Source organism: Glycomyces dulcitolivorans (genome assembly GCF_003265355.1).
In the GTDB taxonomy this organism is placed as follows: domain Bacteria; phylum Actinomycetota; class Actinomycetes; order Mycobacteriales; family Micromonosporaceae; genus Glycomyces; species Glycomyces dulcitolivorans.
On the sequence record NZ_QFRW01000014.1, the window covers coordinates 1 to 24,849 of the forward strand.

Consider the following 24,849-nt stretch of genomic DNA (forward strand, 5'->3'; position numbering starts at 1 on the left):
CAGTCTGGTGAGGCGCCCTAGAGATGATGGGGTTGATAGGCTCGACATGGAAGAGCAGCAATGCTTGGAGTGGACGGGTACTAACCGCCGAGAACTTAACACATACACGGACCTTCAAGGGTCAGGTAGAAACGACATTCACGCACGCTATGCGATTCTGAGACAACACATGCTCAGGCTCGATCGCACCACCACGCCCTCGGGTGTGTGCTGGTCGCGGATCGTCGAGCAGACCCGTCTCATGGGTTTGTTTGGTGGTGAGAGCGGAAGTGACACACCCGGTCCCATTCCGAACCCGGTCGTTACGGCTTCCAGCGCCGATGGTACTGCACCCGAGGGGGTGTGGGAGAGCAGGACACCGCCAAACATCTACATACGAGAGGCCCCCACCGACAGGTGGGGGCCTTCTTTGCATGCCTAAGAGGAAGTGGAGAGCGCGTCTCTCACTTTGGCAACGCCAACGCCGATGCCGAAGATCGCGCCTGTCACCAGGAACGTCAATAGCGACACGGTCACTAGTGCGATCGCGATTCCGATAGCTCCGACGACGCTAAAGAATGTGCTCACGTGGCCTCCTCCGTTGCAGGCTCTGGGTGTTGCCCTACAGGTATTGTCCCACATCGATGAATCAACCGTAGTATGCATCACAAGTTAGTTAGGTCACATTAGTGGACATTGGTTCAATCTCTCGTCTTCCTGTAGCTCCTCTACCGCCGTCGGCCTCGCGCCGGCTCGCCGCGGTGGGGCGGGATCCGATCAATCTGCATCGGGCGCTCGGGCATGCGCCGGCGCTGCTGGCGCCGGTGCTCGACCTCATTCACGCACTGCGGTTCGACGCGACGGTGGCCCGGTCGCTGCGGGAGCTCATGATCTGCCGGATCGCACAGCTGGAGGGGTCGGACTACGAACTGGCGCACCACCTTCCGATGGCCGCCGAGTCGGGATTGGACTCCGAGCAGTTGGCGTCCATCGCGGACTGGCGCGGGGCGGCGTGCTTCGACGAGCGGCAGCGGGCGGTGCTCGGGTACGCCGAGCACCTCGGGGCCGGGGCCGAGCGGGACGACGCGGCGCTCGACAAGTGCTTCGGGCCGGTCGAGCAGACCGAACTGACGGTCACGGGTGCCACGTACATCGCCCTCGCGCGGATGCTGCGGGCCCTTGACGTGCGGATCGACGGGTCGCCGCTGGGCTAGTCCGGGGATTGGAACCACTCCCGCCGGGGTAGGTGCGGATTCCGGCAATTCGTGATCTACACGGCAATAGCGGCTTAGGATTCGGGCACGTGTGGTATCGGTTCAAGTCGCCTACGGGAGTGAGTGATGACGACAGACAATGAGGGTCTGCTGCCCGGCGAACCCGTGGGGCCCACCGGGTCGGCGCTGTTCGTGTCGATCGCCGCGGCCCTGGGCGGATTCCTGTTCGGATACGACACGGCCGTGATCAACGGGACCACCGGCGCCCTTGAGACGCAGTGGGGGATCGGCTCGGTCGAGACCGGCGTCGTCGTCTCGTCGGCGCTCCTGGGCTGCGCGGTCGGTGCGTGGTTCGCGGGCTCTCTGGCGAACAAGATCGGCCGGCCCAAGGTCATGATGCTCGCGGCGATCGTCTTCTTCGTGACCTCGCTGGGCAGCGCCCTGGCGACCGGCCCGGTGGACCTCACGATCTGGCGCGTCATCGGCGGCTTCGCGATCGGTGCGGCCAGCGTCATCGCCCCCGCGTACATCGCCGAGATCTCGCCCGCGCACCTGCGCGGCCGGCTCGGTTCGTTGCAGCAGTTCGCGATCGTGCTCGGCATCTTCGGCGCCCTGATCGTCAACTACGGCATCCAGGCGTCGGCCGGCGGCGCGAGCGGCGAGGTCCCGTGGGGCGGCACCGCGTGGCGGTGGATGTTCGCCGCGGCTGCGATCCCGGCCTTCGTGTACTTCATGTTCTCGCTGAACATCCCCGAGTCGCCGCGCTACCTGGTGGCGAAGCAGCAGCTCGACAAGGCCCGCATGGTCCTGCTGAAGTACGTCGGCGGGAACGTCGACCACAAGATCATCGAGATCCAGGGGACGCTGACCAGCGACCACCCGCCGCGCATCTCCGATGTGCGCGGGCCGCGGTTCGGCCTGCTGCCGATCGTGTGGGTCGGCATCTTCCTGTCGATGTTCCAGCAGTTCGTGGGCATCAACGTCATCTTCTACTACTCGACGTCGCTGTGGCAGTCCGTCGGGTTCAGCGAGAACGACGCGTTCCTGACCTCGGTCATCAACTCGATCGTGAACATCGCCGGTACGATCCTCGCGATCTACCTCGTGGACCGGATCGGCCGCAAGAAGCTGCTGCTGTGGGGTTCGGCGATCATGTTCGTCGCGCTCGGCACCATGGCCGTCATCTTCGCGTCGTCGCCTGTGGACGCCGACAACAACCCGGTCCTCAGCGACGCGGCCGGCGTCATCGCGCTGATCGCAGCGAACGTGTTCGTGTTCGGCTTCGCGTTCACCTGGGGCCCGGTCGTGTGGGTGCTGCTGGGGGAGATGTTCCCCAACCGGATCCGCGCCTCGGCGCTCGGCGTCGCCGCAGCCGCGCAGTGGATCTCCAACTGGCTCATCACCGTCACGTTCCCGGAGCTGGCGCAGACCGGCCTGTTCCTGGCGTACGGCCTCTACTCGCTGTTCGCGCTGATCTCGTTCGTCTTCGTGTGGAAGATGGTGCGCGAGACCAAGGGCATCGAGCTGGAGGACATGGAGGACCTCGAACGGGGTCCGGTCCAGACCACCTGACACGCAGACGTGTGAAGCGGGGCGCCCGATCGGGCGCCCCGCTTCTGTTTCCCCCGCTGCTGGAGAAGGTCCTACTGGTAGGAGATCGCGCCGAGGATGTTGACCTTGGAGGCCCGCACCGCCGGGGCGATCGCGGCGACGAGTCCGACGAGGACGGCCGCGCCGAAGTAGGCGGCGATGAGCGCGGTCGGGACCGCGAACGACTCGACGCCCTTGGAGACGAGCGCCTGCTGGACGGCCCAGCCGAGGAGCAGGCCCGTGCCGATGCCCAGGAGGGCCCCGAACAGGGCGATCGTGACGCTCTCGACGGTGACCATGCGGGTGGTCTGGCCGCGGGTCATGCCGATGGCCCGGAGCATCCCGAGTTCGCGGGTGCGTTCGAGGACCGACAGGACCAGCGTGTTGATCACCCCGATGACCGCGACGATCATCGCCAGCGCCAGGAGCAGCTGGATCGCGATGATGGCGTAGTCGAAGAACACCGTGACCTGCGCGAGGTACTCCTCGTGGTTCTGGACGCTGACCGCGGGCTCGTCGGCGAGGATGTCCTCGACCGAGGCGGTGACCGCGTCGACGTCGGCGCCGTCGGCGACGTCGACCAGGGCCGTGGTCGGCTTGGGCGTGTAGAACTCGCCGGCGTAGGACGGGTCGACGTACCAGCCGTCGGTGTCCTCGTTGTCGGCGAGGAGCGCGACCACGGTGAACTCGTGGGCCTCGGTGCCGCGGCTGAACGTCGCCGAGACGGTGTCGCCGATGCCGACGCCGAGCTGCTCCGCGGCCGACTCGTTGACGGCGGTCTCGGCTTCGCCGAGGCCGTCGAGCGAGCCGTCGGCGACCTCGCCGCCGAACAGCTCAAGGCCGCCCTGGAGGTCGGAGGTGGCGTTGACGTACTGCTCGGTGCCGTCGACCTGGGCGAGGTCGTAGTAGAGCTCGACGGCGGCCGCGACGCCGTCGGCGTCCCGGATGTCGTCCATGAGGGCCGGGTCGAACGTGGCGGGCACGCTTGAGGTGACCGGGCCGGTGATGAACAGCTCGGCTTGGATCGAGGTCTCGAACCGTTCGGCCAGGCTCTCCTTGACGCTGGTGAGCAGCGTGGCCGTGGCGGTCACGAGGGTCACGCCGATCATGAGCGCGGCCGCGGTGACGGCGGTGCGGCGCGGGTTGCGGGACGCGTTGAGGCGCCCGAGCCGTCCGGCGAAGGACCACGCCCACACCGAGCCCAGCAGGGCCACGAGCGGCTTCGACAGCCAGGCCGTCAGGAGCGCCACGCCGACGAACACGACGCCCGCGCCGACCGCGGCGGCCAGGAGGTTGGTGCGGTCGGCCTCGAAGACCTCGTTGAGCCCGAGGACGATGCCGGTCGCGCCGACGAGCGTGATGATCAGGCCGGTGACGGTGACCGCGACGATCGGCTTGTCGGCCTTGGCCGCCTCGCGCATGGCCTCGACGGGCGGGATCTTGGAGGCCCGCACGGCCGGGACGAGCGCGGAGAGGACGGTGACGCCGATGCCGACGGCGAGTGCCGCGAGCGGGGCCGTCCACGGGATCGCGAGGCTGGTGCCGGCGGTGTCGAGGAGGTTGTTCGCGACGATCGAGGTGAGGCCCGCGCCGGCGGCGACGCCGATGCCGGCGCCGACGACGGAGGCGACCGCGCCGAGCAGGCTCGCTTCGGCGAGCACGGAGCGGATGATCTGACCGCGGGAGGCGCCGATGGCGCGCATCATCGCGATCTCCTTGAGGCGGCCCGCGATCACGATCGAGAACGTGTTCGCGATGAGGAACACCGACACGAACACGGCGATGAGCCCGAAGCCGAGCAGGAAGTAGCCGATGACGTTGGTGACCTCGGCGTTCTCGGCGTTCAGGTCGTCGACGTAGGCCTGGCGGGTCAGCGCCTCGGACTCCGCGCCGATCGCCGGTTCGAGCGAGGCGAGCAGCTCGGTGGCGCTCACGCCGTCCACGGCGGTCGCGGCGACGGCGGTGTAGACGTCCTCGCCGCCGAAGACCAGGCGCTGCGCCTCCGTCGTGGTGAACGCGAGTTCCGTTGCGCCCGAGAGCGAGTTGCGGCCGCCGGAGTAGCCGTAGACGCCGACGATCTCGTACCCGGTCTCGTCGGTCGCCAGCGAGTAGGCGTTGACGGTGTCGCCGAGGCCGAGTCCGGAGTCGGTGACGAACTGGGCGGAGACGGCGACTTCGCCGTCGGTCTCGGGGGCGCGGCCGTCGCGCAGTTCGCGCTCGACGGACTCGTCGCCCCAGTTGACGGCCATCGTGGGCGCGAGGGCGCCGACGATCTTGCCGTCGTCGCCGATGGCGTTGATCATCCAGGTGACGGTGGTGCTGACTTCGGCGACGTCGCCGGAGGCCTCGATCGCGTCGAGGGTCTGGGCCGAGACGCCGTCGCGGACGAGCCGGTCGCCCCGGTTCTCGGGTTCGACCGGCTGGACGAGGACGTCGGAGCCGGTGTAGGAGTCGCCGCTGAGGTCGTCGACCGTGGCGCGGATGGAGGCGGTCAGGACCAGTGCCGCGGCGATGAACGCCGATCCGAGGACGACGGCGAGGCTGGTGAGGATCAGGCGGGCCTTGCGGGCCGCCATCCCCTTGAGGGTGGCGCGGAGCATGTCTTAGCGGGCCTCTCCGGCGAGCGGGACGCGGTTCTCGAAGCCGCGCATGGTGTCGATGACGCTGTCGGCGGTGGGCCGGTGGAGGTCCTCGACGATCTGCCCGTCGGCGAGGAACACGACGCGGTCGGCGTGCGCGGCCGCGCTCGGGTCGTGGGTGACCATGACGATGGTCTGCCCGAAGTCGTCCACGGACCTGCGCAGGAACCGCAGGACCTCGCCGCTGGAGCGGGTGTCGAGGTTCCCGGTGGGCTCGTCGGCGAAGACCACCTCGGGGCGGGTCGCCAGCGCGCGGGCGCAGGCGACGCGCTGCTGCTGGCCGCCCGAGAGCTCGGTCGGCTTGTGGGTCAGGCGCTCCGAGAGGTCGAGGGTCGCGATGATGCGGGCGACCCAGTCCGGGTCCGGCTTGGCCCCGGCGATGGAGGCCGGCAGGAGGATGTTCTCCTCGGCCGTCAGGGTCGGGAGCAGGTTGAACTGCTGGAAGATGAAGCCGATCTTGTCGCGGCGCAGCTTCGTCAGGTCCTTGTCGTTCAGGCCCGAGATCTCGGTGTCGCCGATGAGGACGCTGCCGCGGTCGGTGGTGTCGAGCCCGGCGAGGCAGTGCATGAGCGTGGACTTGCCCGAGCCCGACGGGCCCATGATGGCGGTGAACGCGCCGGAGGCGAACTGGACCGAGACGTCGCGCAGGGCCACGACCTGGGCCTCGCCGGAGCCGTAGGCGCGCCACACGTTGCTGGCGGTGACAGCGGAGCGGGTCCGGGTGATCTGCGGGGCGGGGGGATTCGCGAGTGGCATGGGAGGGCCTTCCTGGTCGGGTGTGCTTCCTGTGCCCTTAAGGCTATGGACGCGCCCTTCCGTCCGCTTCGGTCGCGGGGCCACACTCGGGCTCCTCCGGAGGTCGGAGTGTCGCGCCCGGCCTCCGCAATTCGGCCGATCCTCCGGCTGCCTTTGGACGGACGGACGGGAGGGGCGGCGCCTTGCGGCGCCGCCCCTCTCCTGGTTTCCTTTGGGAATGAAGGCTATTCGTAGGCGATGGCGTTGAGCACGTTCAGCTTCGCCGCCCGCGCCGCCGGGGCGATCGCGGCGAGGAGGCCCACGGCCACGGCCGCGACGAGGTACCCGACGATGTAGTTCCACGGGAGCGCGAAGCTCGTCAGGCCCTCCTCTTCGAGCGCCTGCTGGACGGTCCAGCCCAGGCCGATGCCGACCGCGAGGCCGAGCACCGCGCCGAACAGGCAGATGATGACCGACTCGACGGTGATCATGCGCCTTGCCTGGCCGCGGGTCATGCCGATCGCGCGCAGGAGCCCCAGCTCCCGGGTGCGTTCGAGGACCGACAGGACCAGGGTGTTGACCACGCCGATGATCGCGATGATGATCGCGAGCGCGAGCAGGATCTGCACCGACGCCAGCAGGTTGTCGAGCTGGCCGGTCTGCTGGGCCACGAACTGGGCGTTGTTGGAGACGTCCACTTCGGGCTCGTCGGCGAGGATCGCGGACACCTCGTCCTGCACGGCGTCCACGTCGGCGCCGTCGGCGACCTGGATGTACGCCTGCATGGGCTTGGGCACCGTGAAGTGCGCGATCTGCGCGGGCGCGACCCACCAGCCGTCGGTGAGCAGGGCGTCGTCGAGGATCGCCTCGACCTTGAGCTGCGTCTCGGTCCCGTCGGCGAAGGTCACCGGGACGGTGTCGCCGAGCGCCAGGCCGTAGTCCTCGGCGGCGGACTCGTTGACGGCCAGGCCGTCGTCGGGGAGGTTCTCGACCGAGCCTTCGGCGACGGTGCCGCTGAAGATGTCCAGGCTCGTGGCGAGGTCCTCGCTGGCGAACAGGGCCGTCTGCCGGCCGTCGACCTGGGCGCCGAAGAACTCGCCGTAGAGGTCGCCGACCGCGGCCACGTCGGGCAGCGCCTTGATCTCGGCGAGCGTCTCGGGCGCGAAGGTGGGGATGTTGGCCCCCTGCTGGCCCATGACGATCAGGTCGGAGTCGAGGTTGGAGTCCGTCAGCTCCTCGGTCGTCTCCTTGAAGCTGGAGACGAGCGTGGCGATGCCGGTGACGAGCGCGACGGCGATCATGAGTGCGGAGGCGGTGATCGCGGTGCGCCGCGGGTTGCGCCCGGCGTTGAGCTTGCCGAGGCGGCCCGAGAACGACCACGACATGACCGCGCCCAGCAGCGCCACGAGCGGGCGCGACAGGATCGGCGTGAGCAGCGTGATGCCCACGAACGCGATGCCGACGCCGCTGAGGAACCCGGGCAGGCCGAGGTCGCCGAGGTTGTCGGTGAGCCCCATGGCGACCAGGACGCCGCCGACTGCGGTGACCGCGAGGCCCGCGATGGTGATGCCGCGCAGCGGCTTCGGCGGGTTGACCGCCTCGCGCATGGCGGCGACCGGCGGGACGCCGGAGGCCTTGACGGCGGGGACGACCGCGGAGAGCACGGTGACGCCGATGCCGACGGCGAGCGCCCACAGGGCCGTGGGCGGCACTTCGAGCCGGACGGCGAGGCCGCCCATGAACGAGGAGCTGACCAGCTGGGACAGGCCCCAGCCGAGCAGGACGCCGAGCCCGAGGCCGAGGATGGAGGCGATGACGCCGATGATCGCGGCTTCGGCGAGGACCGAGCCGACGACCTGGCCGCGTCCGGCGCCGATGGCCCGCAGGAGCGCGAGTTCCCGCTGGCGCTGGGCGACGATGATCGTGAAGGTGTTGATGATGAGGAACACCGAGACGAACACGGCGACGAGGCCGAAGCCGAGGAAGATGTAGCCCATGATGTCGGCGACGGCCGCGAAGCCCTGCGCCGCTTCCTCGGAGGCCTCTTCGCCGGTCTGGACCCGGTAGTCGGAGCCGATCGCGTCGGCGATGTCCTCGGTGGAGGCGTCGCCGTCGACGAAGATCGTCATGTACACGTTCTCGCCCTGGGCGAGCAGGAGCTGGGCCGCGGTGGTGGTGAAGCCCATCTGGGTCTCGCCGGCGAGGGAGTCGCGGTCGCCGGAGAGGCCGAAGACGCCGACGATCTCGTATTCGACGCGGTCGGCGGTGTAGGAGTAGGCGGTGACGGTGTCGCCGATGTCGAGCCCGGACTCGGTGACGAACAGGGTGGAGACGATGACCTCGTCGTCGGCCTGCGGGGCGCGGCCGTCGCGGAGCTCGTTGAGCCCCGGGTTCTCGTCGTTCCAGTTGAATCCGATGGTGGGGGCGAAGGTGCCGACGAGCTTCCCGTCGGCGCCGATGGCGTTGACCTGGCCGGAGACGTCGCCTTCGGCGGAGTCGACGCCGTCGACGCCGCGGACGGTGTCGAGGACGCCGGCGGGGATCAGGGTCGCGCTGGGGGTGTTCCCCTGGGCGGCGGCGGGGTCTTCGGCGGCGGTGACGACCGCGTCGACGCCGGTGAAGGCGTCGGAGATGACACCGGAGACGGATTTCTCCATGGTGGCGGTGAGGACCATCGCGGCGGCGACGAACATGGTGCCGAGGACGACGGCGAGGCTGGTGAGGACGAGGCGGGCTTTGCGGCTCGCCATGCCCTTGAGGGCGGCGCGCAGCATGGCTAGGCGATCTCTCCCTGGGCGGCGGCGACGAGCTCTTCGAAGTGCTTCATCTTGTCGATGACCTTGTCGGCGGTCGGGTCGGCCATGTCCTCGACGATCTGCCCGTCGGCGAGGAATACGACGCGGTCGGCGTAGGCGGCCGCGCCGGGGTCGTGGGTGACCATGACGATCGTCTGCCCGAAGTCGTCGACGCTGGTGCGCAGGAACCGCAGGACCTCGGCGCCCGAGCGGGTGTCGAGGTTGCCGGTCGGTTCGTCGGCGAACACGACGTCGGGGCGGGTCGCCAGCGCGCGGGCGCAGGCGACGCGCTGCTGCTGGCCGCCCGAGAGCTCGGTCGGCTTGTGCGACAGGCGGTCGGTGAGGTCGAGGGTGTGGATGATCTTCTTGATCCAGTCGGGGTCGGCCTTGGCGCCCGCGATGGCGGCCGGGAGCGTGATGTTCTCCTCGGCGGTGAGGGTGGGCAGCAGGTTGAACTGCTGGAAGATGAAGCCGATCTTGTCGCGGCGCAGCTTCGTGAGGGCTTTGTCGTTCAGGCCCGTCAGGGGGGTGCCGCCGATGTGGACGGTGCCGCGGTCGGTGGTGTCGAGGCCGGCGAGGCAGTGCATGAGGGTGGACTTGCCGGACCCGGAGGGGCCCATGATGGCGGTGAAGGCGCCGGAGGCGAACTGGACCGAGACGTCGCGGAGGGCGACGACCTGGGCTTCGCCCGTGCCGTAGGCCTTCCAGACGCCTTCGGCCGATACGGCGGTGGTCTTGACAGGGGATGAGGTGGACACGACGCTCTCGCTTTCGGGTGAAGGTGTCGTTTTCCGAGGGATTCGGTGGTGTGGTTTCCTCGCTTCGCGGGACGCCGCCCGTGAAGCCTTGGCGTGCTTCGTAATAGCGGATCGATGACGTCGACTCGCCTGATTGTGACATCATACCTGATGTCATTCGGCGTCGTGGTCCGCGTGATCCACTTCGACCATATGGCCTGCCGGGCCCGGCCGCATCCGCTTCGAGAACGGTCTTCGACTACGTCCGAAGGCGGAGGGGCCGGTACCCGGGGAGGAGCCTCAGCCGGTCGCGCCGGGCTTGACCAGGCCGGTCTCGTAGGCCAGGACCACGGCCTGGACGCGGTCGCGCACGCCGAGCTTGGTGAGCAGGTGCCCGACGTGGGTCTTCACGGTCGTCTCGCCGACGGTGAGGGAGTCGGCGATCTCGGCGTTGGTGAGGCCCTTCGCCAGGAGCATGAGGACCTCCTTCTCGCGGGCGGTGAGCGAGCCGAGGATCTTGGGGGAGCGGTCGTCGTCGCCGCCGCGGTGCTGCGCGAAGCGGCCCAGCAGGGTCGAGAGGATGTGCGGGGCGACGACCGCGCCGCCGCGGTGGACGGTGCGGATGGCCTCGACCAGGTCGGCCGCGGGCGCGTCCTTGGTGAGGAACCCGGCCGCGCCGGCCCTCAAAGCGCCGACGACGTACTCGTCGAGGTCGAACGTGGTGAGCACCAGGACCCGGGTCGGCAGGTTCGCCTGCACGATGTCGGCGGTCGCGGCGACGCCGTCGCGCCGCGGCATGCGGATGTCCATGAGGACCACGTCGGGGAGGAGGCGGCGGGTCAGCTCGAACGCCTCGACGCCGTCGCCGGCCTCGCCGACGATGTCGATGTCGGTCTCGGCGCCGAGCACCATCTTGAAGCCCGCGCGCAGGAGCTGCTGGTCGTCGGCGAGGAGCAGGCGGATCGGCCGGTCGCTCATGTGGTCACTCCCTGGAGGTGGGCGTTCTTGGGGAAGCGGGCCTCGACGAGGTATCCGCCGCCGGGCCGGGGCCCGGCTTCGAGCGTGCCGCCGTAGAGCGTGGCGCGCTCGCGCATGCCGATCAGGCCGTGGCCGCCGGAGAACCCGGAGACGACCGGCGCCCCGGTTCCCGAGTCGCCCACGGAGATCCGGAACTCCTGGTCGCCGTAGTCGACGACGACGCCGGCCCTGGCGTGGGGCCCGGCGTGCTTGAGCGTGTTCGTCAGGGCCTCCTGGGCGATCCGGTACACCGCCAGGCTCACGCCCGTCGGCAGCGGGTACTCCTCGCCGCGGATGGTGTAGCGCACCGGCAGGCCGGCGTCCTTGGTCTGCGCCACCAGCGCCCGCAGTGAGTCCACTGTAGGCTGCGGTTCGAGGTCGGCGGGGTCGCTCTCCTCATGGCCGTTCCGCAGCACGGTGAGGATGTCCCGCATCTCCCGCAGCGCGGTGCGCGCGGTCTGGTTCACCGTCGTCAGCGCCTCCTCGGCCGCGACCGGGTCGGTGCGCAGGACCCGCTTGGCGCCCTCCGACATCACGCCGATGACCGAGATGTGGTGCGCGACGACGTCGTGCAGCTCGCGGGCGATGCGCCGCTGCTCGTCGGCCACCGCCTGCGCGGCGAGGGCCTCCTGCCGCTCCTCGGCGAACCGGGCCCGGTCCGACAGCTCCTCGACCTTCTCGCGGCGGTTGCGCACGACCCATCCGATCCAGAACGCGGTGGCCGCGAGGACCAGGTTGACCAGGACGAGGACCGTCGCCGTCAGGTGGTCGGTCCCCTCCAGCACGGGGAAGGTGTAGATCACCATCGTGATCGGGCCCCAGATCGCCGCGGTGGCCGCCAGCGCCCGGGCGAGCGGCAGGTAGGCCGCGGCGGTGTAGGTCAGCACGAAGAATCCGATCCCGCTGTCGGCGCCCATGCTCTCCAGGGGCTCGATGTACACCGCGCCGGCGGTGATCGCCAGACCGAGGACGATGCCGGCCCACAGCGCGACGCGCCGCAGGCAGATCACGACGAAGGGCACCATGATCATCGCGATCTGGCCCAGCGAGTAGTCCAGCTCGGGGGCTATCTGGGCCATCGCCAGGAAGTAGCCGAAGTACCCCAGCGCCAGGGTCAGCGCCAGCACGCAGTCGGCGAAGAAGGGCCGCTCGTGGAGCCAGAGGCGCAGACGGCGGAGCATGGTGGCGGCTTGCACGCTCTATACCGTATCCGCCGGTCCCTCCCCGTTCATCGAACGTGGGAATGATTCGCGGCTCCGCCTCAGGTAGGAGGCATCTCCAGTCCAGGCAGGACGGTCGGCAGCGGGTACGCCGGCGGCTCCCCGCCGAACTCGGGGCACAGCTTCTGGTGGGCGCACCAGCCGCACAGCTTCGACTTCTGCGGCCGGAACTGCCCCGTGGCGATCGCCTCGCGCATCGAGGCCCACAGCGTCTTGAGCGTGCGCTCGAACTGCTCCAGCTCACCCTTTGCGGGGCTGTAGTCCAGGACCTCGCCGTCGCCGAGGTACATCAGGCGCAGCAGCGTCGGCACCGTGCCGCGGGTGCGCCACCACACCAGCGCGTAGAACTTCATCTGGAACAGCGCCTTGTCCGCGAAGCGGTCCGGCGGGCGCTTCCCGGTCTTGTAGTCCACCAGCCGCACCAGCCCGGCCGGGTTGACGTCGGCGCGGTCGATGAAGCCCTTGAGCTGCGTGCCGTCGTCGAGCGTGGTCGTCACCAGGCACTCGGTGCGGTGCGGCTGGAGGCGCTGGGGGTCCTCCATGGAGAAGTACGTCTCGACCAGCCGCCGCACCCCGCGCAGCCAGCCCGACTCGTCGTCGAGGTCGTCGAACAGCTCCGAGTACTCCTGGGAGGAGTTCAGCTTCGACCACTCGGGCTCGATGAGCGCCAGCGCCTCCTGCGGGGTGCGCTTCCCCGCGTCCAGCTCGTAGAGCCGCTCCAGCACCGCGTGGACGAGCGTGCCCTGGACCTGCGCCCGCGAGGACGGCTCGGGGAGGCGGTCGACCGCCCGGAACCGGTACAGCAGCGGGCACTGCTTGAAATCCCCGGCGCGCGAAGGGGACAGCTGGGTCGGTCGGGTGGCGTTCGACATCCTTCGAGCATAGGGCGGGGGACCGACACGCCTCTCGGGCGTCCCGCCCGCGTAACATAACGCGTGTACTGTTTAGGGCATGAGCACCGATGACCTCCTTCGCCCCGACCGGAACGCGCAGGCCCGCTCCTTCGGCCGGGCCGCCGACCTCTACGACGCCGCCCGCCCCGTCTACCCCGCCGAAGCCCTCGCCTGGCTCGCCGGCGACCAGCCCGCCGACGTCGTCGACCTCGGCGCCGGCACCGGCCTGCTCACCCGCGGCCTCATCGCCCTCGGCCACCGGGTCACCGCCGTCGACCCCGACGAGCAGATGCTCGCCAAGCTCACCGCCGCGACCACCGGCCTGGTCGCCGCCCGCCCCGGCAGCGCCGAGGCCCTCCCGCTCGCAGACTCCAGCGCCGACGTGGTCACCGCCGGGCAGGCCTTCCACTGGTTCGACCGGGCCAAGGCCCTCCCCGAGATCCGCCGTGTTCTGCGCCCCGGCGGGGTCCTCGCCCCGATCTGGAACCTCCGCGACGAGTCCGTCGACTGGGTGGAGCGGCTCACCGAGGTCATCGGCTCCTCCAAGGGGGAGATCACCGCCCTCGGCGCCGCCGAGCCTGGCTACTTCGGGCCCGTCTTCGGCGAAGCCGAGGTCCGCGTCTTCCGGCACGAGAAGCCCCTCGACCCGGCCGGCCTGGTCCGGCTCGTCCAATCGCGCTCCTACTACCTCACCGCCGGCCCCGAGCGGCAGCGCGAACTCGTCGCGGGCGTCGAGGACCTCCTCGCCACCCACCCCGACCTCGCCGGGCATGAGACCTTTCCGATGCCCTACAAGACCTACGCATTCAGGGTCCGGCCCGTCTAGCGCGTAGCATTGCCGCCGATGACGACCAACGTCCTGGCCTTCCGCCGCTCCGGTTTCACGCTCGTCCGCGTCAAGGGCATCCCCGTGACGCTCGGCTACACGTGGCTCATCCTCGCCGCGATGGTCGTGGCCGTGTACGCGCCGGTCGTCCAGCGCTCGGTGCCCGGCATCGGCGCGGGCGCCTCGCTCGCCGTCGCCGCCCTGTTCGCGCTGACCCTGCTCCTGTCGGTCTTCCTGCACGAGCTCGGCCACGCGCTGGTGAGCCTGCGCGCCGGGATCGGCGTCCGCCAGATCAACCTCGACGCCCTCGGCGGCTTCACCGAGATGGACCGCGAGGCCCCCAAGCCCGGGACGGCCGCCGCGATCGCGCTGGCCGGGCCCGCCGTCTCGCTGCTGCTGGGCCTGGTCGGCCTCGCCGGGGTCGCCGCGATCGAGATGGGCACGCTCGCCTGGCAGCTGTGCTTCCAGGTCTGCGTCGCCAACCTCCTCGTCGCCGCCTACAACCTGCTCCCGGGCCTGCCGCTGGACGGCGGCAAGGCCCTCCAGGCCGGCATCTGGGCCGCCACGGGCGACCGCTGGAGCGGCTACCGCGTCGCCGGGTGGGCCGGGCGCGTCGTCGCCGTCGCTACCGTCGGCGCCGGTCTGTGGCTCTTCTCCAACCGCTGGTTCTCCTGGATCGGCCTGATCCTGCTCCTCATGGTCGCCTTCGAGCTGTGGCGCGGGGCCTCCTCGGCGATCCGCGCCGCCCGCATGGGCCCGCGCGTCAAGGCCCTCGACGCGGCCGCGCTGGCCCGCCCGGTGGTCGTCGTCAGTGCCGCCTCGACCCTCGGCGAGGCCCTGGCCGCCGCCGATGGCCGCGAGGTCGTGGCCGTCGACGGGCGCCCGGTGGGCGTGCTCGACCGCGCCAGCGCCGAGGCCGTCCCGGCCGACCAGGTGGGCGCGATGCCGCTGGGCGGCCTGCTGCGCTCGGCGAAGCAGATCCCCGGCATCGACTCCGCCCTCAAGGGCCAGGCGCTGGTCGACGCGATCGGCAAGAGCGGCGCCGACCGGTTCTTCGTGGTCGATGAGGGGCGCCTGACAGGGCTGCTCTACACCGCCGACGTGGTCAAAGCCCTCCGTTAAGATGCTTCGGACCTGACCGAAGGAGACATGAGGCAAGTGGCATCTGACCTGCTGGCACCGGGCGACCGCGTCCAACTGACCGACGCGAAGAACCGGAAGGCCACGATCACCCTCGCCGAGGGCGGCGCCTTCCACACCCACCGCGGGCGGCTCTTCCACGACGACCTCATCGGCAAGCCCGACGGCGTCACGGTCACCACCGAGGGCGGCACCGCCTACCTGGCGCTGCGCCCGCTCCTGCCCGACTACGGCCTGTCGATGCGCCGCGGGGCCCAGGTCATCTACCCCAAGGACATCGCCCAGATCCTCACGTTCGGCGACATCTACCCGGGCGCGCGCGTGGTCGAGGCCGGCGCCGGCTCGGGCGCGCTCACCAACTGGCTGCTGCGGGCCGTGGGCCCGACCGGGCGGGTCTTCTCGTGGGAGCTGCGCGAGGACTTCGCGAAGATCGCCCAGGAGAACGTCCAGGGCTACTACGGGGAGCTCCCCGAGCAGTGGACGCTGACGGTGGGCGACGTGGCCGAGGCCGAGCTGGACGCGCCGGTCGACCGGGTCGTGCTCGACATGCTCTCGCCGTGGGAGGTACTGGACACTGTGGAGCGCATCCTGCGCCCCGGCGGCGTCTTCATCGGATACGTCGCGACCACCACGCAGATGTCGGAACTGGTCGAGGCGCTGCGCGAGCGCAAGACCTTCACCGAGCCCGAGGCGTGGGAGTCGATGATCCGCGGCTGGCACCTGGAGGGCCTCGCCGTCCGCCCCGACCACCGCATGATCGCGCACACCGCGTTCCTCATCACCGCCCGCAAACTCGCCCCCGGGACGGTGGCCCCGGCGCGTAAGCTCAAGCCCTCCAAGGGCCAGCAGGCGCTGCGCGAGCGGAACGCGCGGATCGCCGCCGAGGCCGAGGCGAAGCCGACAGAAGATGTAACGGAAGAGTAACAATCTGCGGGTTTTCTGAGTCGGATTCACGACTTCCCAAGTGCTGAAACAAGATAGCGCGGCTCCTCAAACGAGGGAGCCGCGCTGCTTCGTTCCGGTCTAGTCGTCGGCGCCGGGGCCCGCGACGGGCGCCTTGGAGGCGGAGTCGCGGACGTAGATGCACTCGCCGGGGCAGTCGTGCGCGGCGTTGACGATGTCGAGGCGCAGCCGTTCGGGCACTCTGACTTGGGAACCCGCCGTAGTCAACAGCTCGCCCTCAGTGTCCTTGACGTATGCGAGTCCATCGATGTCGAACTCGAACACGTCCGGGGCGTACTGCACGCAGAGCCCGTCCCCGGTGCAGGCGTCCTGGTCGATCGAGACTTCGAGTTCACGTTCCACAGCCATGGCTCCCACATTAAATCGCATCGAGAATGTAGCGCAATGTCGGTGGCGAGCCTTACTATTGGCCTCCCCAGCCAGCTACGGTTGGATGTACGAACACTCTCCTGGGAGGTGTGACCCGTGGCACGAAGCAACGAAGACCGTCGACAGAACCTGGGCCAGGGCTCAGAGCGCGACGAACTGTCAGGACAGGTCGAAGAGCTCCAGGAAGAACTGGCCGCGGCTCGGCGCCGTCTCACCGAAACGCCCCGACACATGCACATCCTGGAGGAGCGGCTCGCCGCCGCCCAATCCCAGATCGACCGCCTGTCGGAGCAGAACGAGCGGCTCGTGTCGACCTTGAAAGAGGCCCGCGAGCAGATCGTCTCACTGAAAGAGGAAATCGACCGGCTCGCCCAGCCGCCGTCCGGGTACGGCGTGTTCCTGGGCGCGCGCGAAGACGGCACCGTAGACGTCTTCACCTCCGGCCGCAAGTTCCGCGTGTCGCTCGCCCCCTCGATCGACCCCGAGGAACTGGAGCGCGGCCAGGAGGTCCTGCTCAACGACGCCATGAACGTGGTCGAGGTCCTCGACTACGAGCGCATCGGCGAAGTGGTCACCCTCAAGGAGCTCATCGAGGTCCCCGGCGGCGGCCCGCCGGACCGCGCCCTCGTGACCAGCCACGCCGACGAAGAGCGGGTCGTGCTGCTCTCCGACGCGCTCATCAACGGGCCGCTGCGCGCCGGCGACTCGGTCATGATCGAGCCGCGCGCGGGCTACGCGTACGAGCGCATCCAGAAGAGCGAGGTCGAGGAGCTGGTCCTCGAAGAGGTCCCCGACGTCGACTACTACGACATCGGCGGCCTCGACGGGCAGATCGAGATGATCCGCGACGCCGTGGAGCTCCCGTTCCTGCACGCCGACCTCTTCCGCGAGCACGAGCTGCGGCCGCCGAAGGGCATCCTGCTCTACGGCCCGCCCGGCTGCGGCAAGACGCTCATCGCCAAGGCCGTCGCCAACTCGCTGGCCAAGAAGGTCGCCGAGATGCGCGGGGAGGAGGCCTCCGGGCGCTCCTACTTCCTCAACATCAAGGGCCCCGAGCTGCTGAACAAGTACGTCGGCGAGACCGAGCGGCACATCCGCCTGGTCTTCCAGCGGGCCCGCGAGAAGGCCAGCGAGGGCATGCCGGTCATCGTCTTCTTCGACGAGATGGACTCCATATTCCGCACGCGCGGATCGGGCGTCTCCTCCGACGTCGAGAACACGATCGTCCCGCAGCTGCTGTCGGAGATCGACGGCGTCGAGGGCCTGGAGAACGTCATCGTCATCGGCGCCTCCAACCGCGAGGACATGATCGACCCGGCGATCCTGCGGCCCGGCCGCCTGGACGTCAAGATCAAGATCGAGCGGCCCGACGCCGAATCCGCGAAGGACATCTTCTCGAAGTACATCACCACGACCCTGCCGCTGCACGACGACGACCTGCGCGAGCACGACAAGGACCGCGACGCCACCGTCAACTCGATGATCCAGGCGGTCGTCGAGCGCATGTACTCCGAGGTCGACGAGAACCGCTTCCTCGAAGTCACGTACGCCGACGGCGACAAGGAGGTCCTGTACTTCAAGGACTTCAACTCCGGCGCCATGATCGAGAACATCGTGGCCCGCGCCAAGAAGATGGCCATCAAGGACTTCCTCACCAACCAGTCCAGGGGCATCCGCCTCACGCACCTCATCGACTCCACTGTGGATGAGTTCCGCGAGAACGAGGACCTGCCGAACACCACCAACCCGGACGACTGGGCCCGCATCTCCGGCAAGAAGGGCGAACGGATCGTCTACATCCGCACGCTCGTCTCCGGCAAGGGCGCCGACTCCGGACGCAGCATCGACACCGTGTCGAACACCGGTCAGTACCTGTAGCGAAGCGGAAGGTACCAGGAAGCACAGCCTGTAGCGAAGCGAAAGGTACCTAAGGCACGGCCTCTAGACGCTGAGCGGTGAATCGGCCGGCGGGATCGCCCCGCCGGCCGATTCCCCCTGTCCCGAACGTGTCGGCACCCCATTCCCCGGGTAACCGATATCCATGAGGCAATTGCACATCGAGCTGGCGGAAATCCAGTCGGACGCCCTCCGAGGGGGCGCAAAGGGGCCTGGACGGACTAGGCTCGAAGGCATGACCGTTCGCCGCATCATGGGCACCGAGATCGAATACGGGATCTCCGTGCCGGGCCAGCCGGGGGCCAACCCGATGGTGACCTCCTCGCAGATCGTCAACGCCTACGCCGCCCGCCCCGAACTCTCCAAGGGCGGCCGTGCCAGGTGGGACTACGAGGAGGAGACCCCCCTGCGCGACGCCCGCGGCTTCACCTACACCGGGGCCCTCTACGACCCCGCCGAGAACCTCGCCGACGAGGACTCCGGGCTCGCCAACGTCATCCTCACCAACGGCGCCCGCCTCTACGTCGACCACGCCCACCCCGAGTACTCCACGCCCGAGGTCACCAACCCCCGCGAGGTCGTCCTCTTCGACAAGGCCGGCGAGATGACCATGGCCGAGGCCGCCCTCCGGGCCGCCCACACGCCCGGCATCGGCCCCATCAACCTGTACAAGAACAACACCGACAACAAGGGCGCCTCCTACGGCGCCCACGAGAACTACCTTATGTCGCGCCAGACGCCCTTCGCCGACATCGTCGCCCACTTCACGCCGTTCCTGGTCACCCGCCAGGTCTTCGCCGGCGCCGGGCGCATCGGCATCGGCCAGGACGCCTCCGAGCACCGCTTCCAGATCTCCCAGCGCGCCGACTTCTTCGAGGTCGAGGTCGGGCTGGAGACCACCCTGAAGCGCCCCATCATCAACACCCGCGACGAACCGCACGCCGACGCCGAGCGCTACCGGCGCCTGCACGTCATCATCGGCGACGCCAACCTCGCCGAGCACGCCACCTACCTCAAGGTCGGCACCGCCTCGATCGTCCTGGCCATGATCGAGTCCGGCGTCTTCGACGGCACCCTCGGCATCGCCGAGCCCGTCGCCGAACTGCGGGCCGTCTCCCACGACCCGACCCTCACCCACAAGATCGAACTGCGCAACGGCAAGCGGCTCACCGCGGTCGAACTCCAGATGTCCATCCTGGAGCAGGCTGAGGCCTACTGCGGCCCCGACGCCGACCCCGCCACCCGCGAGGTCCTCGACCAGTGGGCGTACGTCCTCGACGCGCTGGCCCGCGACCCCATGGAGCTGGCCGACATGCTCGACTGGCCCGCGAAGCTCTCCCTGCTGGAGCGCTACCGCGAGCGCGAGGGCCTCGACTGGGGCGCCGCCAAGCTCCAGGCCATCGACCTCCAGTACCACGACGTGCGCCCCGAGAAGGGCCTCTACCACCGGCTGGTCGCCCGCGGCAAGATGAAGCGGCTCCTGACCGACACCGAGATCATCAACGCCATGACCGAGCCGCCCAGCGACACCCGCGCGTTCTTCCGCGGCCGCTGCCTCTCGCGCTACCCCTCCGAGGTCGTCGCGGCCTCGTGGGACTCCGTCATCTTCGACGTCGGCGCCGACTCGCTCGTGCGAGTGCCCATGATGGAGCCCGAGAAGGGCACCAAAGCCCATGTGGGGGAGCTGTTCGAGCGCTGCGCGGCGGCCAAGGACCTCCTGGACGTCATCACCGCCGACTAGCCGACACCGGACCGCCGCGGGAATATTACAGAGTGGTACAGCGTCGTATCTGGCGTGCTGTCGTACTCTCGCGGTACGGTTTATGCACCGTCAAGGTAGAAGGGAACAGCTATGGCAGCGAAGGACTCCGGCGGGCAGTCGCAGTCGCAGCGGTCCCGGCAGGAAGCAGATGCCGAGACCACCGAGGCCGCTGTAGACCCCGAGATCGCCGAACGCCACGAAGCGATCACCGAAGAAGTCGACGACCTGCTCGACGAGATCGACGAGGTCCTGGAGACCAACTCCGAGGAGTTCGTCCGCTCGTTCGTGCAGAAGGGCGGCCAGTAGCCGCACCTGCGGTCGACAGGGCACCTGGTGTGACGAGCAGGCGCACCGGGACCCTGGCGCCGTTCAGTCGCAATCTCGGCCGAGCGTCGAAAAGAATAGAGAATTAGGGAGGTCATGTCGTGACAGGTCAAGGATTCCCAGGCAAACTGCCGCACGCGTATATGACGGCCGGAACCTCCTCCTTCTCGGAGTTCCTCATGCAGGCGGCACCGGAACTGCTGCCGGGGCGCAGGCCCCTGCCCCCCGGTGACTTCACCGAGATGAGCGCCCACGCCACCACGATCGTCGCCCTCAGGACCGCTGAAGGCGTCGTCATGGCGGGCGACCGGCGGGCGACGTCCGGCAACTACATCGCGAGCCGCGACATCGAGAAGGTCTTCCCCGCGGACGGCTACTCGCTCGTCGGCATGGCCGGCACCGCCGGACTCGGCATCGAACTCATCAAGCTCTACCAGGTCGAACTCGAACACTACGAGAAGATCGAGGGCGCCCCGCTCACCTTGAACGGCAAGGCGAACCGCCTCGCCACCATGCTGCGCGGCAACCTCGGCATGGCCATGCAGGGCCTCGCCGTCGTCCCCCTGTTCGCAGGGTTCGACAACGACGCCCCCACCGTCGCCGAAGCCGGCAAGATCTACAGCTTCGACGTCGTCGGCGGCGTCTACGCCGAACGCGACTACGACTCCATCGGCTCCGGCTCGATCTTCGCCAAGGGCTCGATCAAGAAGCGGTACCGGCGCGGCCTGAGCACCGAGGACGCCGTCAAGGTCGCCGTCGAGGCGCTCTACGACGCCGCCGACGACGACTCGGCCACCGGCGGACCCGACCCGATCCGCGACCTCTATCCCATCGTCATGAGCGCCACCGTCGACGGCTCCAAGCGGATCGACGAGGCCGTCGTGGCCGAACTCGCCCGCTCGGTCATCGCGGCCCGCACCGAGAACCCCTACGGATAACGAGAGGAGCCTGACATGGCCATGCAGTTCTACACCAGTCCCGAGCAGATCATGCGGGACCGGGCCGAATTCGCCCGCAAGAACATCTCCCGCGGCCGCAACGTCGTGGTGCTCTCGTGCGCCGACGGGGTCCTCCTGGTCGCCGAGAACGTCTCCTCGGCGCTCCACAAGGTCTACGAGCTGTACGACCGCATCGGCTTCGCCGCCGTCGGCAAGTACAACGAGTTCGAGAACCTCCGCACCGCCGGCGTCCGGATGGCCGACCTGCGCGGCTACTCCTACGACCGCCGCGACGTCAACGCCGCCAGCCTCGCCAAGGCCTACGCGCAGACGCTCGGCGCGATCTTCTCGGAGCAGACCAAGCCCTTCGAGGTCGAGATCTGCGTCGCCGGCGTCGGGGCCTCCCCCGACGGCGACGAGCTCTACCGGCTGACCTTCGACGGCTCGATCAACGACGAACCCGGCTACCTCGCCATGGGCGGCGACGCCGAGCACCTCGTCGAGGTCCTCTCCGAAGGCCACGACTCCGAGGCCCCGCTCGCCGACGCGTTCGCGCTGGCGCTGCGGGCCCTGTCCCACGGCGGCTCGAACGGCACTCCGCGCGAGCTGACCACCGACGTCCTCGAAGTCGCGGTCCTCGAACGGGCCCGCCCCGGCCGCGCGTTCCGGCGCATCGAGGGCCTCGCCCTCGACGCGCTCATGCCCCGCGACGAGGCCGAGCCCGACCTCGACCCGGACGAGGTCCTCGGCGACGAGCCCGGCGACGACGCCGACACGCCGGACAAGGGCGAGAAGCCCCAGCCGAGCGAATAGGCAACGGCCCGAACCGCATTCACAGATACGAAACTCCCGCACGCAAGTGGACGGTCGCGGGGGCGGCAGCGCCCCCGCGACCCCGCGAACAACCGCCACCAAGCCCGTCGCGGAGCGAAACCGTTCGACCGCGAGGGGTGTTCTCCTCATAAGAATCGGGGTAGGGTTTCGACATGGACAGGCGCATTTTCGGACTGGAGACCGAATACGGGGTCACTTGCACCTTCAGGGGACAGCGCCGCCTGTCTCCGGACGAAGTGGCCCGATACCTCTTCAGGCGCGTGGTCTCCTGGGGCCGCTCCTCCAACGTGTTCCTCCGCAACGGCGCCCGCCTCTACCTCGACGTGGGCTCCCACCCCGAGTACGCCACCCCCGAATGCGACTCCGTCGAGGACCTGGTCAAGCACGACCGGGCCGGCGAGCGCATCCTCGAAGGCCTGATGATCGACGCGGAGAAGCGCCTCCACGACGAGGGCATCGCCGGGGACATCTACCTGTTCAAGAACAACACCGACTCCGCCGGGAACTCCTACGGCTGCCACGAGAACTACCTCGTCAGCCGCCACGGCGAGTTCGGGCGCCTCGCCGAGGTCCTCATCCCGTTCCTGGTCACCCGCCAGCTCATCTGCGGCGCCGGCAAGGTCCTCCAGACCCCGCGCGGGGCCCGGTTCTGCCTCTCCCAGCGCGCCGAGCACATCTGGGAGGGCGTCTCCTCCGCGACCACCCGCTCCCGCCCGATCATCAACACCCGCGACGAGCCCCACGCCGACGCCGAGCGGTACCGCCGCCTCCACGTCATCGTCGGCGACTCCAACATCAACGAGATCACCACGCTGCTGAAGATCGGCTCGGCCGACCTGGTGCTGCGGATGATCGAGACCGGCGTGACCATGCGCGACCTCACCCTGGAGAACCCGATCCGGGCCATCCGCGAGATCAGCCACGACACGACCGGAAAGCGCCTGGTGCGCTTGGCGAGCGGCCGCGAGGCGTCCGCTCTGGACATCCAGCGCGAGTACCTCGAGAAGGCCATGGACTTCGTCGACCAGCGCGGCGCCGACGCGACCACCAAGCGCGTCATCGAACTGTGGGGCCGGGTCCTCCAGGCCGTCGACGACGGCAACCTCGACACGATCTCGCGCGAGATCGACTGGGTCGCCAAGTACAAGCTCATCGAGCGGTACCGCGAGAAGCGCGGCCTGCCGCTGTCGAGCCCGCGCGTCGCGCAGCTCGACCTGGCGTACCACGACATCCGGCGCGGCCGGGGCCTGCACCACCTGATGGAGAAGCGCGGCGAGGCCGAGCGGATCACGAAGGACGTCGAGGTCTTCGAGGCGAAGGAAGTGCCGCCGCAGACCACGCGCGCGCGCCTGCGCGGGGAGTTCATCCGCAAGGCGCAGGAGAAGCGGCGCGACTTCACGGTGGACTGGGTCCACCTGAAGCTCAACGACCAGGCGCAGCGCACGGTGCTGTGCAAGGACCCGTTCCGCTCGCGGGACGAGCGAGTGGACAAGCTCATCGCCAGCATGTGAGCATGAGACGTGTCCGAAACCCCTGAGACCGAGACGGCCGCCGCGCAGCGGCCCGATGAACGCGAGCAGGCCGGCAGGTCCGGCCTGCTCGGTTCGTTCGACCCCGTGGCCGCCGCCGAGAAGCGCAAGGCCCGCATCCGCGACGAGATCGCCCGCAACCGCCGCGGCGAGTACACGGTCCCGACCTGGGCCCTGGCCCTCGCACTGGCGGGGGTCATCGGGGTCTGGGTCCTGCTGCTGTTCGTGCTCTAACGCGGCGGGCACGCCGCATGGCGGGCGTGCGCGAGCGCCCCCCGGTTTCGAAGCTAGCGCGGGGTTGCTGAAGCGGAGCTGAAGCTAGTCGCGGCGCTTGGCTATCTGGGCCGCGTGGCGGCCTGCTGCGGCTTCGGCGATGAAGTAGACGCGGTCCCTGTCGAGGCCGCGGCCCATCGTGGAGAGCTTGACCGGGAGGGCCTCCATGGCCTCGACCAGGCCCGAGCAGTCGATCTCGATCTGGCGGTGGCGTTCGGGGAGCTCGGCGAGCTGGGCGCGGATCTTCGGTTCCAAGTCCGCGGGGAGCTCGTCGGGGACCGGGATGTCGGCCGCGGCCAGGGCGACCTTGCCGTAAGCGGTCATCGAGTGGTGCGAGACGCCGCGGTGGCGCTCGCGGGCGTCGCCCTCGGAGATCCGCAGGGACGCGACCGGCCGGCCGCCGAGGACCGAGGCCGCGTTGACCGCCTCGCCCGCCGCAGTGCCGGAGAACCCCCACACCGTGCCGGTGCCGAGGTTGCCCGGGCCCTGGGCCACGATCGCGATGTCGGCGCCGCCGACCACCCGCGCCGCGATGAGCGCGTTGTGGATGTTCGTCGCCTCCAGGTCGCCGCCGAAGCACTGACCGGCGGTCACGACCGTGCAGATCCGGTCCGAGAGCTGGTCGAGCTGGCGCGAGAACCACGCTGGGAGCGCCCCGCCGTCGGTCATCACGTAGGCGACCTTCGCGTCAGGGGCGGTCGCGTGGATCCCGGCGAGCACCGGAGCGAGGGCCGAGTGCAGGTCCGCGACGACCACCGGCATCCCGCCGAGGTCCTCGCACTCCTCGACCGCGGCGCGGTAGGGCGAGTCGTCCTCGTCGACGGCCAGGCGCATGGCCTGCATCGGCGTGTAGCGGGCCTTGACGATGTGCCCGGGGCCCTCGACGTCGGCCGGGAGCCGGTCGGGGACGGCGATGACCAGCGCGTACCCGCCGGTGCCCAGGCCCTTGGCGATGGCGTTGCAGTTGAGCAGGACCCGGTCGCCGACCTCGGGGACCCCGACGAGCTCGTCGTACGCGAGGCCCCGGCACGAGAACGCGTCCTCACCCTCGCGGGCCTCGACGTCGACCTCCAGCTCGGTGCAGCCGCGCCAGCCCCCGCGCACGCCGGTGACGGTCCCGTATCGCCATCTGATCACGCCCGGACAGTATCAAAGGCAAGGCGACCGCCGATTTAT

The 24,849-nt window shown here is 69.4% G+C and carries 22 protein-coding genes and 2 rRNA genes; 14 read left to right on the forward strand and 10 right to left on the reverse strand.

The window, feature by feature from the left end; translation table 11 throughout:
• Together DI269_RS27425 and rrf are read left to right on the forward strand one after the other, a co-directional pair.
• A 23S ribosomal RNA gene (locus DI269_RS27425) occupies window positions 1-104 on the forward strand; the annotation flags it as partial.
• A gap of 146 nt (window positions 105-250) precedes the next feature.
• A 5S ribosomal RNA gene (gene rrf / locus DI269_RS00140) occupies window positions 251-367 on the forward strand.
• A 50-nt stretch (window positions 368-417) separates the two neighbouring features.
• On the opposite strand, the gene DI269_RS26645 is transcribed toward rrf, so the two are convergent.
• Window positions 418-567: a hypothetical protein gene (locus tag DI269_RS26645; protein ID WP_157974657.1), complete on the reverse strand. Its 150-nt coding sequence runs from the start codon at window positions 565-567 to the stop codon at window positions 418-420.
• Window positions 568-740: 173 nt separating this feature from the next.
• Between DI269_RS26645 and DI269_RS00145 the strand changes: the two genes are divergently transcribed.
• Both DI269_RS00145 and DI269_RS00150 read left to right on the forward strand, forming a co-directional pair.
• Window positions 741-1,193, forward strand: coding sequence for a carboxymuconolactone decarboxylase family protein (locus tag DI269_RS00145; RefSeq protein WP_269814124.1), 453 nt, complete (start codon window positions 741-743; stop codon window positions 1,191-1,193).
• Window positions 1,194-1,319: 126 nt separating this feature from the next.
• Window positions 1,320-2,765 (forward strand): sugar porter family MFS transporter, encoded by a 1,446-nt coding sequence (locus DI269_RS00150; protein ID WP_112133150.1) that lies wholly within the window; start codon window positions 1,320-1,322, stop codon window positions 2,763-2,765.
• Window positions 2,766-2,836: 71 nt separating this feature from the next.
• Here the strand turns inward: DI269_RS00150 and DI269_RS00155 are convergent, their stop codons facing one another.
• The 7 genes from DI269_RS00155 to DI269_RS00185 form a co-directional block, all read right to left on the reverse strand.
• On the reverse strand, window positions 2,837-5,383 hold the full coding sequence (locus DI269_RS00155) for an ABC transporter permease (RefSeq protein ID WP_112133151.1): 2,547 nt from the start codon (window positions 5,381-5,383) through the stop codon (window positions 2,837-2,839).
• A 3-nt stretch (window positions 5,384-5,386) separates the two neighbouring features.
• Window positions 5,387-6,178, reverse strand: a complete 792-nt coding sequence (locus tag DI269_RS00160; RefSeq protein WP_112133152.1) for an ABC transporter ATP-binding protein — start codon at window positions 6,176-6,178, stop codon at window positions 5,387-5,389.
• 224 nt (window positions 6,179-6,402) lie between these two features.
• On the reverse strand, window positions 6,403-8,931 hold the full coding sequence (locus DI269_RS00165; protein WP_112133153.1) for an ABC transporter permease: 2,529 nt from the start codon (window positions 8,929-8,931) through the stop codon (window positions 6,403-6,405).
• A 2-nt stretch (window positions 8,932-8,933) separates the two neighbouring features.
• Window positions 8,934-9,710, reverse strand: a complete 777-nt coding sequence (locus DI269_RS00170; RefSeq protein WP_112133154.1) for an ABC transporter ATP-binding protein — start codon at window positions 9,708-9,710, stop codon at window positions 8,934-8,936.
• A 279-nt stretch (window positions 9,711-9,989) separates the two neighbouring features.
• Window positions 9,990-10,667 carry a response regulator gene (locus DI269_RS00175; RefSeq protein WP_112133155.1) on the reverse strand — a complete coding sequence of 226 codons (678 nt, stop codon included), beginning with the start codon at window positions 10,665-10,667 and terminating at the stop codon, window positions 9,990-9,992.
• On the reverse strand, window positions 10,664-11,902 hold the full coding sequence (locus DI269_RS00180) for a sensor histidine kinase (RefSeq protein WP_112133156.1): 1,239 nt from the start codon (window positions 11,900-11,902) through the stop codon (window positions 10,664-10,666). The genes DI269_RS00175 and DI269_RS00180 overlap by 4 nt, the downstream gene beginning before the upstream one ends.
• A gap of 65 nt (window positions 11,903-11,967) precedes the next feature.
• The gene (locus DI269_RS00185) at window positions 11,968-12,798 is read right to left on the reverse strand and encodes a RecB family exonuclease (protein ID WP_112133157.1); all 831 of its coding nucleotides are present in this window, start codon (window positions 12,796-12,798) and stop codon (window positions 11,968-11,970) included.
• 79 nt (window positions 12,799-12,877) lie between these two features.
• On the opposite strand from DI269_RS00185, the gene DI269_RS00190 reads away from it, so the two are divergent.
• Genes DI269_RS00190 through DI269_RS00200 form a run of 3 tightly spaced genes read left to right on the forward strand, consistent with a single transcriptional unit; the run spans window position 12,878 to window position 15,709 of the window.
• Window positions 12,878-13,645 carry a class I SAM-dependent methyltransferase gene (locus tag DI269_RS00190; RefSeq protein ID WP_112133158.1) on the forward strand — a complete coding sequence of 256 codons (768 nt, stop codon included), beginning with the start codon at window positions 12,878-12,880 and terminating at the stop codon, window positions 13,643-13,645.
• An 18-nt stretch (window positions 13,646-13,663) separates the two neighbouring features.
• Complete coding sequence (locus tag DI269_RS00195) at window positions 13,664-14,767, forward strand: M50 family metallopeptidase (RefSeq protein ID WP_112133159.1); 1,104 nt, start codon at window positions 13,664-13,666, stop codon at window positions 14,765-14,767.
• A gap of 27 nt (window positions 14,768-14,794) precedes the next feature.
• The gene (locus tag DI269_RS00200) at window positions 14,795-15,709 is read left to right on the forward strand and encodes a tRNA (adenine-N1)-methyltransferase (RefSeq protein ID WP_112133160.1); all 915 of its coding nucleotides are present in this window, start codon (window positions 14,795-14,797) and stop codon (window positions 15,707-15,709) included.
• Between the two features lie 99 nt (window positions 15,710-15,808).
• Here the strand turns inward: DI269_RS00200 and DI269_RS00205 are convergent, their stop codons facing one another.
• The gene (locus DI269_RS00205; RefSeq protein ID WP_112133161.1) at window positions 15,809-16,096 is read right to left on the reverse strand and encodes a ferredoxin; all 288 of its coding nucleotides are present in this window, start codon (window positions 16,094-16,096) and stop codon (window positions 15,809-15,811) included.
• 117 nt (window positions 16,097-16,213) lie between these two features.
• Here DI269_RS00205 and arc point away from each other — a divergent pair, with 117 nt between their 5' ends.
• From arc to DI269_RS00240, 7 genes are all read left to right on the forward strand, one after another.
• A complete protein-coding gene (gene arc, locus DI269_RS00210) occupies window positions 16,214-17,995 on the forward strand; it encodes a proteasome ATPase (RefSeq protein ID WP_112133162.1) in 1,782 nt (593 codons plus the stop codon).
• 253 nt (window positions 17,996-18,248) lie between these two features.
• On the forward strand, window positions 18,249-19,754 hold the full coding sequence (gene dop / locus DI269_RS00215) for a depupylase/deamidase Dop (protein WP_112133163.1): 1,506 nt from the start codon (window positions 18,249-18,251) through the stop codon (window positions 19,752-19,754).
• Window positions 19,755-19,865: 111 nt separating this feature from the next.
• Window positions 19,866-20,081, forward strand: a complete 216-nt coding sequence (locus tag DI269_RS00220) for a ubiquitin-like protein Pup (protein ID WP_091028433.1) — start codon at window positions 19,866-19,868, stop codon at window positions 20,079-20,081.
• A gap of 161 nt (window positions 20,082-20,242) precedes the next feature.
• Window positions 20,243-21,037, forward strand: a complete 795-nt coding sequence (gene prcB, locus DI269_RS00225) for a proteasome subunit beta (protein ID WP_112133164.1) — start codon at window positions 20,243-20,245, stop codon at window positions 21,035-21,037.
• Between the two features lie 15 nt (window positions 21,038-21,052).
• A complete protein-coding gene (gene prcA, locus DI269_RS00230) occupies window positions 21,053-21,850 on the forward strand; it encodes a proteasome subunit alpha (RefSeq protein WP_112133165.1) in 798 nt (265 codons plus the stop codon).
• A 173-nt stretch (window positions 21,851-22,023) separates the two neighbouring features.
• Window positions 22,024-23,382, forward strand: coding sequence for a Pup--protein ligase (pafA, locus tag DI269_RS00235; RefSeq protein WP_112133166.1), 1,359 nt, complete (start codon window positions 22,024-22,026; stop codon window positions 23,380-23,382).
• A gap of 9 nt (window positions 23,383-23,391) precedes the next feature.
• The gene (locus DI269_RS00240; protein ID WP_112133167.1) at window positions 23,392-23,634 is read left to right on the forward strand and encodes a hypothetical protein; all 243 of its coding nucleotides are present in this window, start codon (window positions 23,392-23,394) and stop codon (window positions 23,632-23,634) included.
• Window positions 23,635-23,718: 84 nt separating this feature from the next.
• Here the strand turns inward: DI269_RS00240 and DI269_RS00245 are convergent, their stop codons facing one another.
• Window positions 23,719-24,810, reverse strand: a complete 1,092-nt coding sequence (locus tag DI269_RS00245) for a DUF3866 family protein (RefSeq protein WP_112133168.1) — start codon at window positions 24,808-24,810, stop codon at window positions 23,719-23,721.
• Window positions 24,811-24,849: the final 39 nt, after the last annotated feature.

What these genes read in the sequence shown, in the direction of transcription:
- DI269_RS00150 (WP_112133150.1), top strand. Translation starts at nt 1,320, where the DNA reads ATGACGACAGACAATGAGGGTCTGCTGCCCGGCGAACCCGTGGGGCCC.
- DI269_RS00155 (WP_112133151.1), bottom strand. Translation starts at nt 5,383, where the DNA reads ATGCTCCGCGCCACCCTCAAGGGGATGGCGGCCCGCAAGGCCCGCCTG.
- DI269_RS00160 (WP_112133152.1), bottom strand. Translation starts at nt 6,178, where the DNA reads ATGCCACTCGCGAATCCCCCCGCCCCGCAGATCACCCGGACCCGCTCC.
- DI269_RS00165 (WP_112133153.1), bottom strand. Translation starts at nt 8,931, where the DNA reads ATGCTGCGCGCCGCCCTCAAGGGCATGGCGAGCCGCAAAGCCCGCCTC.
- DI269_RS00175 (WP_112133155.1), bottom strand. Translation starts at nt 10,667, where the DNA reads ATGAGCGACCGGCCGATCCGCCTGCTCCTCGCCGACGACCAGCAGCTC.
- DI269_RS00185 (WP_112133157.1), bottom strand. Translation starts at nt 12,798, where the DNA reads ATGTCGAACGCCACCCGACCGACCCAGCTGTCCCCTTCGCGCGCCGGG.
- DI269_RS00190 (WP_112133158.1), top strand. Translation starts at nt 12,878, where the DNA reads ATGAGCACCGATGACCTCCTTCGCCCCGACCGGAACGCGCAGGCCCGC.
- DI269_RS00195 (WP_112133159.1), top strand. Translation starts at nt 13,664, where the DNA reads ATGACGACCAACGTCCTGGCCTTCCGCCGCTCCGGTTTCACGCTCGTC.
- DI269_RS00200 (WP_112133160.1), top strand. Translation starts at nt 14,795, where the DNA reads ATGAGGCAAGTGGCATCTGACCTGCTGGCACCGGGCGACCGCGTCCAA.
- DI269_RS00205 (WP_112133161.1), bottom strand. Translation starts at nt 16,096, where the DNA reads ATGGCTGTGGAACGTGAACTCGAAGTCTCGATCGACCAGGACGCCTGC.
- dop (WP_112133163.1), top strand. Translation starts at nt 18,249, where the DNA reads ATGACCGTTCGCCGCATCATGGGCACCGAGATCGAATACGGGATCTCC.
- DI269_RS00220 (WP_091028433.1), top strand. Translation starts at nt 19,866, where the DNA reads ATGGCAGCGAAGGACTCCGGCGGGCAGTCGCAGTCGCAGCGGTCCCGG.
- prcB (WP_112133164.1), top strand. Translation starts at nt 20,243, where the DNA reads ATGACGGCCGGAACCTCCTCCTTCTCGGAGTTCCTCATGCAGGCGGCA.
- prcA (WP_112133165.1), top strand. Translation starts at nt 21,053, where the DNA reads ATGGCCATGCAGTTCTACACCAGTCCCGAGCAGATCATGCGGGACCGG.
- pafA (WP_112133166.1), top strand. Translation starts at nt 22,024, where the DNA reads ATGGACAGGCGCATTTTCGGACTGGAGACCGAATACGGGGTCACTTGC.